We start from the raw sequence: 12,238 nt of genomic DNA on the forward strand, positions 1-12,238 counted from the left end.
ATTGAACGCTGGATCAATGAACTGCCTCGAAAAATCTTTGCTTACGAAGATGCTGAATCTAAATTTCAGGCCGAATTGTCTCGAGTGTCCTAATTGGTATTGCAATTAACCTCTTTTTCTTTCCCTCTTCAAAAAGAACGCAGCACGTTATCCTTCGTGCTGCGTATCCAAGTTGAGGAACAAAGTAAATTCATTTTTAAAGTAAAGTTTGACCGAGCCCACCGGCCCGTTACGATGCTTCGCCAGGATGACCTCCGTAATGTGCTGATTTTCCGTTTCCTTATCGTAATAGTCTTCTCGATATAAGAAGGAAACGATGTCGGCATCCTGTTCAAGAGCCCCCGATTCACGGAGGTCACTGAGCATTGGCCGCTTATCCTGACGGCTTTCTACGCTTCGGCTGAGCTGAGACAAGGCGATCAAAGGCACTTTGAGTTCCCGGGCTAAGGCCTTCAGGGATCGGGAAATTTCAGAGATTTCCTGCTGGCGGCTTTCCGAGTTACGCCCCTGCATGAGCTGCAGGTAGTCGACGATAATGAGATCCAGGCCATGCTCTGACTTTAGCCGCCGCGCCTTAGAACGCATTTCGGCAACGGAAATCCCCGGCGTATCGTCGATGTAGACCGGCGATTCATAGAGCTTGTCGCAGGCATCGGTAAGGCGCGTCCATTCGTCATCACTGTTGAGCTGACCCGTACGCAGCTTTTGTGAATCGATATGAGCGATCTGGCAGAGCAGACGCTGTACGAGCTGTTCCTGAGACATTTCCAGGGAAAAGAAGGCCACCGTCTTTCGCTGACGGACGCCGACATTCTGAGCAATGTTCAGGGTAAAGGCCGTCTTACCCATACTGGGCCGGGCGGCGACGAGGATGAGATCAGACGGTTGAAGGCCCGATGTCATGCGGTCGAGATCGCGAAATCCCGTAGGAAGACCCGTAAGACCGGCCTTATTTTCATAAAGTTTGGTAATTTTATCGAGGGTCGTTTCGACGACGGCGCCGACAGAGGCAAAGTCGCCGCGGTTTTTCGTATCCGACAGCTGCAGAATCTTTCGTTCGGCATCGTCGAGGAGGTCCTCCGGTTCCTTTTCTCCATCGTAGGCTTCAGTCGTCAATTCGGTACACGTCGAAATAAGGTTCCGCGCCAAGGCTTTTTCAGAAACGATGTTGGCGTGGTATTCGATGTTGGCTGCCGTCGCGACCATATTGGGCAGCTGCAGGACGTATTCGACGCCGCCGACATCATCCAGGCGCTTCATGCGCCGCAGCTCTTCGGTTAAGGTAATGACGTCGATTTCTTTATTTTCCCGGTGCAGATGTTCCATGCCTTCAAAGATGACGCGGTGGACATCCCGGTAAAAGTCGTGCGACTGCAGTCGTTCCATCGCCAAGATGACCGCATCGTGGCTTAGGAGCATAGCTCCGAGGACAGCTTGTTCGGCTTCGACATTCTGCGGTGGCACCCGCTGTTCCATACTATGATTCCCCCTATTTGACCAACATCAATTTCAGTACGTCGTCAATATCAGCGGCATAATGGATATCGAGTCCCAGATGGCGTTCCGGAATGTCATGAGAATTTTCCTTAGGGATGATGATGCCCTTCATGCCGGCTTGGCAGGCCCCGTAGGCTTTTTCAAAGACGCCGCCGACGGGTTTGACCTGACCTTGGATAGAGATTTCCCCGGTGAGGGCCATGTCCTGACGGACGGGCACGCCGGATACGGCTGAAATAAGGGCCGTCGTAATGGCACATCCTGCCGACGGGCCGTCGATATTGCCGCCGCCAACAAAATTGATGTTGACGTCGTAATCGGAAAGTTCTTTCCCCGTCACGCGGCGCATAACAGCTGCCGCATTGAACATCGAATCCTTGGCCATGGAGCCTGCCGTATCATTGAATCGGTAGTATCCTTTTCCCGGTTCTCGCGCCGGAAAGGCAACGGCTTCAATTTCAATGGCAGATCCCAGGTACCCGGCAACGCCAAGGCCGAACACCTTGCCGACGACCGGCGTATTGCTGGCCTTTTCCGTCACATAGGGAACGAGGCGGCTGATCTGGGCGACGCGGCGGACATGGTCCTTGGTAATGCGTACCTGATCTTTATTTCCCGACTGGAATACGGCCAATCCGTAGGTATCGGCCAGAATGTTGACGGCTTTTCGCCCTTCAATGGTAAATTCGGCAATAGATTTAGCGACGCCGTCTTCAAGGGACGCCCCCAGTTGTTCCGCTGCATGAGAAACGATTTTTTCGATGTCCGTCGGAATGAGGGGTTCAAAAAAGATTTCTGCACAGCGCGAGCGAATGGCCGGATTGATTTCCGACGGGTCTCTCGTCGTGGCTCCGATGAGAATGAAATCCGCCGGTGCCCCTTCGGCAAAGAGTCTGCGGATATATTGGGGGACGTTGGGATCGTCTTCATCGTAATAAGCCGATTCGAAGCGAACCCGTTTATCTTCCATGACTTTCAACAATTTATTGAGCAGCATCGGATCCATTTCACCGATTTCATCGATGAATAAGATGCCGCCATGAGCTTCGGTGACCAGCCCCGGTTTCGGTTCCGGAATGCCCGTATCGGCCAAATCGCGGCGAGCCCCCTGATAAATCGGATCGTGAACCGAGCCGATGAGGGGGTTGGTCATATCCCGCGAATCCCAACGAAGGGTCGTCCCGTCCGTTTCTACAAAGGGAGCCTTAGGACCAAAGGGCGTAAAGGCCAGTTTCTTTGCTTCATCGAGGACGATGCGGGCAGCCGTCGTCTTGCCGACGCCGGGCGGTCCGTAGAGGAGCAGATGCTGGGGATAGACGGAAGCCAGCTTACTCTGCATGGCTTCGACGGCCCGTTCTTGACCGACGATGGCACTGAGCCGTTTCGGCCGTACCCGTTCCATGACCGATTCCGTAAGTTCGACCTTTTCGAGGTCATCCAATTCTTTGAGCTTGCGCTTGGTCTGCTGCGTTTCTACATCGTGCAGTTCTTCTTTGATGAGTTCCATCTTGATTTCCCGCACGTATTCCTGCTGTTTTTCGTCCATGCGCTGAGTAATTTTCTTTTCCAGTCGTTCCTCAACGGCCTGACGGGCCAGCATTTCGGCAAGGACCATTTCAAGCTCATTGAGAACATTGATGACTTCGTCGTCACCGGGCACCTTATCGTACGATACGTCTTCGTAAATGAGACGCTGTAGTCCGACCAGACGCTGGCGGGGGTCTTCAGAATGAATGTACGACAAGGCTGAGTATTTGCTGGCACGGAGGACCATTTTTTCAGACCCTATAAGGCCAGTAAAAGCGCCATAAAGCACATTAACCTGGCGGCGGAGTTCTTCCTCCGCCGTAGGTTCTAAGTACTTATGGCGCTGTAACAGTTTATCCAATAATTCTTTCATTGTAACCTCTTGCGGCTAGTGAATCAGCCTTCTACAACGTGTATTTTAATGACACTGGTAATGGTCGGATGAACACGGATGGTGACATCGTAGTCGCCGACGGATTTAATCGGATCCTTGATTTCAACTTTCTTCTTGTCAAGGTCGATGTCATACTGTTCCTTCGCAGCGTCACTGATGTTCTTTCCGGTAATGGCTCCGAATACTTTGCCGCCTTCACCGACTTTAACGGGAATCGTGAGCTCTACTTTCTTGAGCTGACTGGCCAAGATGACGGCTTCGTCTGATGCTACCTGGGCCTTATGCTGAGCTGCGGCTTTCTTCTGCTTGGCATCGTTGATATTTTCCGACGTGCCCGGCGCTGCTAACTTACGGGGCAGGAGGAAGTTACGGCCATAGCCTTCGGAGACTTCGACGATGTCCCCCTTTTTTCCGAGTTTCTTTACATCTTCTAATAAAATTACCTTCATTTTTCATCAATCTCCTTATTTTTATCTAACGTTTCACGGAGAGCCGCCATGACGACGTCTTGTGCTTCTTCCATCGTGCGCCCTTTGACCTGGGCACCGGCTACGGTGCGATGACCGCCGCCGCCAATGGCTTCCATGACGAGTTGTACATTGATATCGCCTCGCGATCGGGCACTGACGCCAATATAGCCGTCGTCGAGGTAGTAAAAAGTAAAGCTGGCTTCGACCTTGTCGATATTAACCAAGGCATCGGCAGCCTGTGCGGCAATGATCATGGCATTAGCCTGTCCCTTAGGACAACTTGCGACAGCAATGCCGTCTTTAATGCGGGCTCCCGACAGGATGGCAGCCCGGTCCTTTACGGTGTCAAAATCACAGCTGAACAGATCGCGGACGATGTCGGGATCGGCTCCGCAGCGACGAAGATAAGAAGCCGCATCAAAGGTACGGACGCCGGTCTGGACGGCGAAGTTCTTGGTATCGACGACGATACCCGCATAGAGGGCCGTCGCTTCGATTTTAGCCAGATCTACATCTTCCTGGAAATACTGTAAGAGTTCCGTTACGAGTTCACTCGTCGACGAACTCGACGTTTCGGTATACGTAAGCAGCGGTTTTTGGATAAAATCCGAACTACGGCGGTGGTGGTCGATGACGACGCGGTGATCGGTCTTGGTCAAAAGTGCCGGCGCCGCCGTCATATCCGGCCGATGCGTATCGGTGATGAACAGCAAGGTCTGGTTATTGCAAATTTTTTCTGCCGTTTCCGGGGAAATGATCAAGTCTTTGAAGTCAGGATCATCCATCAGTTCCGACGTCAGGCGCTGAACGGCATCGGCCTGATCGCTGAGGACGACATGGACCGGCTTTTCAGCCAGACGGGCCATGTGCGCAACGCCGACGGCAGCACCGAGGCTGTCATAATCTTCCCGTTCGTGCCCCATAACCAGGACCATTTCACTATTGTCAATGAGTTCATGAATGGCTTGGGATACGACGCGGGCCCGTACGCGAGTATTCTTTTCGACGCTCCGCGTTTTACCGCCATAAAAATGAGGTGACCCATCGTCTTCATAGACGACGACCTGGTCACCGCCGCGCCCTAAAGCCAAATCGAGGCCTGCCCGGGCTTTATCGGCTAATTCATTGAAGTCGGCCTTACCGGCAGCGATGACGTCGCTCGGAAAGAGAGCCACGCCCATACTGAGGGTAACGGGAATCTGGTTTACCGTATGGATGGCACGAATTTTTTCTAAGAAAGCAAAGTTGTTCTCTTTATAAAATTCGAGTGTTTCCCGACTCATACAGGCGATGTACTTTTCATTGCCGTAGCCGCGAATGAAGCAGTTGTGCCCGGACAGTTCGCCAATGAGAGCGTTGTTGACATTGGTCACCAACGTCGCCCGCTGGACGGCCGTCATCCCCTTGGCGACTTCTTCCATATTGTCGATTTCGATATCACAAAAAACGGGGACAGCTGCCAAAGAATTTATCTTCTGCCGTTCCGTATCGGTAATGTCTTCAAAGTAAAGGATGAGGTAGTTGTCATCTTCTGCCGCTTCGGTCTGCAAGTACTTATAGACGACGCGGTAATATCGTTCGCTGATGTGTTCAAAAAAATAGCCCGATTTTCCCCAAAATTTATCAACTTTCAAATTGGGCATGATATGATCCAGCTTCTGATCATTGTCGATATCGCCTACCCAATCACGAAAAACACTGTTAGCCCAGCACAGATTCGACTGCATATCGATGATGGCAATGCCGATAGGCAGGTTCTGTACAGCATAAGTCGATGCCTGATCGACACTGCGTGAAATGGCATCGAAAAACTGACTTATTTCTCGGCTGCGTTCATTGTGATTCTTGCGGGTCAGGACATAGGCACCGCCGGTCAGGATAACGGCCAACAAGGCAATGATCCAATTATAGACGGCAATGACAAGAATCAGCAAGACAGTAATCAGGAAAAAAGGTCCGTCCGACCGTCTTGACAGCAAATTTTTAAACATGGTTCCGCCCCCTGCACACTAACGCGTGTAATCTTTTTTTCTATAGTTCGCAAGCATGTCGAAGATGCCGGCCACAAAGGCAGCATACGAAAAAACAGGCATGACAAAAAACAGGATGAGGATCAGGGCCTGCAAGCCATTTCTCAGTTGGAAACGGCGGTTGATGAGGTACAAAATAAGGGCAATCCCCTGAACACAAAGAAAAAAGTAAGCAAGCTGAGAGAGATTCATGCCGATGATATTGAGCCAGTCAATCTCCCGGGTAACGCCCCAATACTTCATGACCAAGGCCAATATATATAAGTATATCATACAACGAGGCATTTCCCAATAACGAATCGGCAAAAAGGACTCGACCGAAAAGCCCAGGCGCCGCAGGATAACTTGAGAAAAGGCGATATGGATATAGGCCATGATCATCATGCCCAAGGCAAAGAACATGGGCAAAAGAGACGGCAGCAATTCCCGGATCTGTGCCAGCTGGGCCATATTTTCCGTCAATTGGACATCGGACATGCCCTGTGACTTGTACTGGGCTTCCAGTGTATCCATGAGCTGGGTAAAGAAGTCATTGAACTGAGTAAAGATATTGATATCCAAGGCGACATACGCCAAGAGGCAGGTCAGGGCAAAGGCACCGGCCAAGACAGCCGCCACCGTTCCCAAAAGACGTGCAGCCGGCCATTGATTCCGAAATCCGGCTCCCAAGGCAAGGCCGACAGAGCCGAAGATAATGAACTGATAGAGTGCCGTAATCGGATCGATGAAGATGCCCATAAGGACGCCGACTGTGACGCCGAGCAGTACGGCATAACGCAGGCCGTACTTCATAAAGATAATCGTCATCGGCACGGGCATGATAAAGTAGCCAAAGAAAGAAAAGACAGGTACAAATGTACTTAGAAGCGCAAAAAGCAGCATTATGGCGGCAAAGCAACCGGCCGTCGTCAGCGGCGTAACACGCTTCTGCTCCATAGGATTTCCCCCTTCCAATAAAAACTGCGAAACAGCGGAGACAAGAGATGCCCCCGCTGTCACAGTACAACGATATGTCACGTTTTATACTTCCATAATAATCGGTAAAATCATCGGGCGGCGCCGCGTCTTTTCATAGAGATACCGACTGAGGGTATCGCGTACTTGAGACTTGATGACAGCCCATTCGCGAATATTTCCGGCTTCACAGCGTTCGAGAACAGCGGCAACCCGGTCGTGGGCTTCGCGGATCAGTTCTTCGGAATCGCGGACATAGACGAAGCCGCGGGATACGATATCGGGACCGGCCAAGGGATGGCTCGTGCCCTTTGCCAAGGTCATGACGACAATGACGACGCCTTCCATAGCCAGCTGCTGGCGGTCGCGGATGACGATGTTGCCGACGTCGCCGACACCGAAGCCGTCGACGAAGACGCGGCCGGCATTGACATGGCCCGTCTTATGACCGGAGCGATTGGAAAATTCAAAAATCTGTCCATTGTCGCCAATGAGGACGTGATCTTTGTCGACGCCCATCATGACAGCTAAGTCGCCATGGGTCCGAAGCATGCGGTATTCACCGTGAATCGGAACGAAGTAGTTCGGCTTAATGAGCCCCAGCATGAGCTTCAGTTCTTCCTGGCTGGCATGGCCGGATACATGAATTTTCTTATCCCGACCGGCGATGACATTGGCACCGAGGCGCATGAGGTTGTCGATGGTACGGCCGACACCGGTTTCATTGCCGGGAATCGGCGTTGCCGAAATGATGACCGTATCGCCGGGCATGATGCTGACGCTGCGGTGGTTATTAGATGCCATACGGGACAACCCGGCCATCGGTTCGCCTTGGCTGCCCGTCGTCAGGATGAGGACCTGGTCAGCCGGATAACGGTTGAGCTCATCCGGTTCGATGAGGACGCCTTCGGGCACATCGAGGTAGCCCAGTTCAATGGCAACCTGAACGTTGTTGACCATGCTGCGGCCGAGAACGGTTACCTTACGTTTGAATTGGATGGCCGTATTGATAGCCTGTTGGATACGGGAAATATTCGAGGCGAATGTCGCCAAGATAATACGGCCCTTAGCTGCACGGAAGGCCTTGCGGAAAGCATGGCCGACCGTCGTTTCCGATTCAGTGTACCCCGGCCGTTCGGCATTGGTACTGTCCGACATCAGGAGCAGTACGCCGCGGCGGCCTAATTCTGCAAATTTGTGCATGTCCATCTGTTTCCCGTCGACCGGTGTCATATCGACTTTAAAGTCCCCTGTATGGACGATCGTTCCGACAGGAGTGCGGAAATAGAGGGCACTGGCATCGGGAATAGAGTGATTGGTGTGGATAAAGCCGACTTTCATACAGCCTATCTGTACTTCGTCACCGTGATGAACTTCGTTCAAGGTGTAATTCGTAATGTGGTTTTCTTTGAGTTTCCCTTCAATGAGGCCGCATACCAGTTTCGTTGCGTACACGGGCACGTTTACTTCATTGAGTAAGTAGGACAAGCCGCCGATATGGTCTTCGTGACCATGAGTAATGACGACAGCCCGTACTTTGTCCCGGTTTTCAATCAAGTAACTCATGTCCGGGATGACGAGGTCGATGCCGAACATATCGTCATCAGGGAAGGCCAGACCGGCATCGATGACGATAATATCGTTTCCGTACTGGATAACCGTCATATTCTTGCCGATTTCACCTAAGCCACCTAAGGGAATTACCATGAGTTTTTCTTTTTTAGCCAAAATATACCTCCTAAAAATAAATATAGTTGTATCCGTTCCAACCGGAGCCCCCTATCGGAGCTGCAGGTCTATCCTATATGAAGATAAAACGAACAGTAGTGGAAATAATTCCTTCTATCATATTTTCCGTTATTTCCGGGACGCTGTCAACAATCTAGCTTATTTTTTTTGAATAATCCTTCATTCTTACACAAAAATTTTACAATTACTTTCCGGTTTTAGCTGTCTTGATGATATTTTCCGGGACAGTCAGCCGGGTTCCCTGGGGCAAGGCCGTATAATCAATGGTCAAATTGACTTCGCTCATTTTGATGAAAGACTGGGATACGGCTTTTTCAGCATCATTGCGGCCAAATTCGTCAACCAAGGTCAAGGCCAAGCTTCGGAGCTGGTCCGTCAAGGGCAGGCTGATGCGGGAAATGCGCTTCGTCGAAGGATCGATGGTAACGACAGTCTGTACGTCGCCGACTTTCTGCAGTCCCTGAAGGACCTTGGCCAACACGCGGACCTGTTCATCGGTCATGCCTTCCTTCTTCCAGTTGGCTTCATCCGAGGCCGTATAGAGACGGGATGCATCAAAGACGACATGATAGTCGTTTCCGCCGGCACGGGTAACCGATTTTACGCCAGAAAGGACGTTGTGATCGTTCGTCAAATAGCTGGCAATGGGTTTAGAATCCCTTAAGTCATAACTTTTCTTCATCCATTGGCCGTCTTTTTCCTGGTCCATATAGTAGACGTCGAGTTTTTTCCCGTTCTGGACGCCATAAGCCTTGTTCTGGTGAATTTTATCCATCGCCTGGGAAGCGAAGCCTTCGGTCTTTACTTGCGATTCGACGACGAAAGGCTGTTCCTGGATATTGATCTGATTGACGACGGCGCCGTCACCGACGAAGGGCATCTTGATACCTAAGGTCAAGGTATAAGCCCCCTGGGGATGAGCCGCCATATTGCGGGCCGCTTCTTCATACGTATCCTGAGGCGTTGCTGCCAAAGCGACGCCGCCAATAGAAGCTGCCGTCATGACCAGGCAGCAGGCCTTTTTCAAAGAGTATGTAATGTTCATATCAATTGACACCTGCTTTCTTATATAATTCATAGAAATGATGGATCGGGCCATGGCCTTTGCCAATCGGTTCGGCATGGGCGATTCCTTCAAAGACATACGTTTTAGCAGCCTGAACGGCATCGGACAGACTCATGCCGTTGGCTAGATTAGAAGCAATGGCACTCGACAGAGAACATCCCGTTCCATGAGTGCTCGTGCTTTCAATGCGTTTTCCCTTATAGTAATGGAATGTTTCGCCGTCGAACAGGACATCCGTCGCATCGGCAATGCGGTGACCTCCTTTTACCAACACGGCCTTAGCTCCCATGGCGGCAATGGCTTTCGCCGCCCCTTCCATATCTTCAAAACTTTCAATCTTTTTACCGGTCAATACTTCCGCTTCCGGAAGGTTCGGCGTCAACACATCGGCTAAGGGCAGCAATACGTCCTTCAAGGTCTGTTCGGCTTCCGGAGCCAGCAGACGATGGCCGCTGGTAGCAACCATGACCGGGTCGATGACGACGAAGGCCGGACGGTACTGCTTCAATTTTTCAGCAATGACCCGAATCGTTTCGGGCACGCTGACCATGCCGATTTTAACGGCATCGACGTCGATATCTTCAAATACGGCATCAATTTGAGATGCGATCAGTTCCGGTGTGACGTCCATATATCCGCGAACGCCCTGTGTATTCTGTGAAACAACAGCCGTAATGACATTCAAGGCAAAGCAGCCGTGAGCACAAAAGGTCTTGCAGTCGGCTGCCGCCCCGGCTCCGCCGGACGGATCGGTACCGGCAATGGACAATACATGTTTCATCATAGATAAAACCTCCAACCATCGTTATTTTTTACGAGACGCCTCCAAAAATTTCAAGGCTTTCGGATGAACGTAGAAAAGCAAAGAGGCCGAGCCGATTCGCCCGCCATGGACGTCAAAGTCCAAAAGGGCCATGCTGCCGGTCTTGAAGTCGACGGCTGTCCCCGTCCAGGCCTGAACCCAGCGGTCGAGGAAGGGGGAATGGCCGACGATGCAGACGACGTCCGATTTTTCCTGACTCAAAATTTGATCATATACGGCAACGAGTTCTCCCGAAGCCAGGGCTTCATGGGTATGGAACTGCCCGATTGGCAGCTCTTGTTCCAAATAAGATGCCGTCTGGCAAGTCCGTACATAGGGACTGACCCAAAGTGCCGTTTTTCCCTCCGGCCACCACGATGCGGCCCAAGAGGACATAGAAGCGGCCTGACAGCAGCCTTTTTCCGTCAATTCCCGCTGTTTATCCGGCTTTTTTAAAGAAAAAGGCTGTGCCTTTCCGTGGCGCATTAAACAAAGATACATAGGCCCCCCTTATTCGGCGACGTGCTCCAACCCGACGTTGAGCAGCGTAAATACGTGGGCATCGGCCAAGGAATACTGCACGTTCTTACCTTCCCGCCGGAACTGAACCAAGCGGGCATCCCGCAAAATACGCAGTTGATGAGATACAGCCGATTGACCCATGCCAAGTTCTTCAGAAATACAACGAACGCAAACTTCTCCATCCATGAGAAGGCGTAAAATGCGAAGCCGTGTCGGATCTCCCAAAACCTTGAAGACATCGGCCAGCGGTTGAATATACTCCTGTGAAAGCTTCGGTGCTTGTGTTTTCAATGCAATCGCTCCTAGATACTATCTTCATCACTATCTAATCGTTTTATTATAGCATATTTTTCCATCAAATCGCCAGTATCAAGCAATAGATTAAGGCCCCGTCTCCGGAGACTGCCTGACAGGAAAAAAGAATCCTTTTTTGTCTCATCCCTCCCCTTTTCCTGCCAACGTCGACGACCTATAATAGGACTGACAAACAATCATAGCGGCGAGCTCTCGAATCGAATTGCCGCAACTTTTCAAGGAGTGATTTTTATGAACGAAACCATCCGCACCCTTACGAACAGGAGGAGTGTCCGAAAATACAAAAAAGCCCAAATCTGCGACGAAGATCTCCACCTCATCCTCCAAGCCGGAATGAATGCCGCCAGTGCCAAGGGAATCCAGCCCTGTACCATCGTCGTCGTTCAAAATCCGGACACCTTAGGCCGCTTGACGGCCATGAATGCCAAAATCAAAGGAACCGACACGGATCCTCTGTACGGTGCCCCGACGGCCCTGGTCGTTCTGGCCGACATGGAAAAGTCCCCCAACGCCTGGTCTGACGGCTGTCTTTCTTATGAATGCCGCCGCAGCCCTGCACCTCGGTTCATGTTGGATAAACAGAGCCCGTGAAGAATTTGAACTCCCCGAAGGAAAGTCTTTACTTCGAGAATGGGGCCTTCCGGAACACTTAGTCGGCGTCGGCCACTGTATCGTCGGATACGGCGACGGGCCGGAGCCGGCTGCGTCTCCGAGAAAAGACAATTTCATCAAGTTTATCCGCTGATACAGCGAAAAAGCTCCTACCGTTCGTGAACTGCTACCCGTCAAGTAGACACTCGAAAAAACATAAATAGATTTTGTTTCTGCCACCGGTTTCCGGTGGCAGTTTTTTATGCTGCCAGCCAATAGCTGGCATGTTTTTCCATTGGCGTTACTACTCCCAGATTTCTC

The 12,238-nt window shown here is 51.2% G+C and carries 11 protein-coding genes; 1 reads left to right on the top strand and 10 read right to left on the bottom strand.

What is annotated here, in order from left to right; translation table 11 throughout:
• Positions 1-147 precede the first annotated feature (147 nt).
• From dnaB to UCI88_RS00510, 10 genes are all read right to left on the bottom strand, one after another.
• Entirely contained in the window at positions 148-1,476 is a 1,329-nt protein-coding gene (dnaB, locus tag UCI88_RS00465) for a replicative DNA helicase (RefSeq protein ID WP_044502864.1), read from the bottom strand.
• 13 nt (positions 1,477-1,489) lie between these two features.
• A complete protein-coding gene (gene lonC / locus UCI88_RS00470) occupies positions 1,490-3,397 on the bottom strand; it encodes a Lon family ATP-dependent protease (RefSeq protein ID WP_044502865.1) in 1,908 nt (635 codons plus the stop codon).
• A 23-nt stretch (positions 3,398-3,420) separates the two neighbouring features.
• The gene (gene rplI / locus UCI88_RS00475; RefSeq protein WP_044502866.1) at positions 3,421-3,867 is read right to left on the bottom strand and encodes a 50S ribosomal protein L9; all 447 of its coding nucleotides are present in this window, start codon (positions 3,865-3,867) and stop codon (positions 3,421-3,423) included.
• Positions 3,864-5,879, bottom strand: coding sequence for a DHH family phosphoesterase (locus UCI88_RS00480; RefSeq protein ID WP_044502867.1), 2,016 nt, complete (start codon positions 5,877-5,879; stop codon positions 3,864-3,866). Before UCI88_RS00480 ends, rplI begins: the two co-directional genes overlap by 4 nt.
• An 18-nt stretch (positions 5,880-5,897) precedes the next feature.
• Positions 5,898-6,854 (bottom strand): YybS family protein, encoded by a 957-nt coding sequence (locus UCI88_RS00485; protein ID WP_044502868.1) that lies wholly within the window; start codon positions 6,852-6,854, stop codon positions 5,898-5,900.
• A gap of 84 nt (positions 6,855-6,938) precedes the next feature.
• Positions 6,939-8,600, bottom strand: a complete 1,662-nt coding sequence (locus tag UCI88_RS00490) for a ribonuclease J (protein ID WP_330023866.1) — start codon at positions 8,598-8,600, stop codon at positions 6,939-6,941.
• Between the two features lie 205 nt (positions 8,601-8,805).
• Entirely contained in the window at positions 8,806-9,666 is an 861-nt protein-coding gene (locus UCI88_RS00495; protein WP_256180400.1) for a hypothetical protein, read from the bottom strand.
• A gap of 1 nt (position 9,667) precedes the next feature.
• On the bottom strand, positions 9,668-10,471 hold the full coding sequence (thiD, locus tag UCI88_RS00500; protein WP_081651666.1) for a bifunctional hydroxymethylpyrimidine kinase/phosphomethylpyrimidine kinase: 804 nt from the start codon (positions 10,469-10,471) through the stop codon (positions 9,668-9,670).
• A 21-nt stretch (positions 10,472-10,492) separates the two neighbouring features.
• Positions 10,493-10,990: a SixA phosphatase family protein gene (locus tag UCI88_RS00505; RefSeq protein WP_256180399.1), complete on the bottom strand. Its 498-nt coding sequence runs from the start codon at positions 10,988-10,990 to the stop codon at positions 10,493-10,495.
• A gap of 9 nt (positions 10,991-10,999) precedes the next feature.
• Positions 11,000-11,302: an ArsR/SmtB family transcription factor gene (locus tag UCI88_RS00510; RefSeq protein WP_044502872.1), complete on the bottom strand. Its 303-nt coding sequence runs from the start codon at positions 11,300-11,302 to the stop codon at positions 11,000-11,002.
• 255 nt (positions 11,303-11,557) lie between these two features.
• On the opposite strand from UCI88_RS00510, the gene UCI88_RS00515 reads away from it, so the two are divergent.
• Positions 11,558-11,917, top strand: coding sequence for a nitroreductase family protein (locus UCI88_RS00515; RefSeq protein WP_330023867.1), 360 nt, complete (start codon positions 11,558-11,560; stop codon positions 11,915-11,917).
• Positions 11,918-12,238: the final 321 nt, after the last annotated feature.

This window comes from Megasphaera massiliensis, from assembly GCF_036305205.1.
Lineage (GTDB): Bacteria > Bacillota > Negativicutes > Veillonellales > Megasphaeraceae > Megasphaera > Megasphaera massiliensis.

Coding starts and splice junctions, on each gene's coding strand:
- dnaB (WP_044502864.1), bottom strand. CDS start 1,476: ATGGAACAGCGGGTGCCACCGCAGAATGTCGAAGCCGAACAAGCTGTC.
- lonC (WP_044502865.1), bottom strand. CDS start 3,397: ATGAAAGAATTATTGGATAAACTGTTACAGCGCCATAAGTACTTAGAA.
- rplI (WP_044502866.1), bottom strand. CDS start 3,867: ATGAAGGTAATTTTATTAGAAGATGTAAAGAAACTCGGAAAAAAGGGG.
- UCI88_RS00480 (WP_044502867.1), bottom strand. CDS start 5,879: ATGTTTAAAAATTTGCTGTCAAGACGGTCGGACGGACCTTTTTTCCTG.
- UCI88_RS00485 (WP_044502868.1), bottom strand. CDS start 6,854: ATGGAGCAGAAGCGTGTTACGCCGCTGACGACGGCCGGTTGCTTTGCC.
- UCI88_RS00495 (WP_256180400.1), bottom strand. CDS start 9,666: ATGAACATTACATACTCTTTGAAAAAGGCCTGCTGCCTGGTCATGACG.
- thiD (WP_081651666.1), bottom strand. CDS start 10,471: ATGATGAAACATGTATTGTCCATTGCCGGTACCGATCCGTCCGGCGGA.
- UCI88_RS00505 (WP_256180399.1), bottom strand. CDS start 10,990: ATGTATCTTTGTTTAATGCGCCACGGAAAGGCACAGCCTTTTTCTTTA.
- UCI88_RS00515 (WP_330023867.1), top strand. CDS start 11,558: ATGAACGAAACCATCCGCACCCTTACGAACAGGAGGAGTGTCCGAAAA.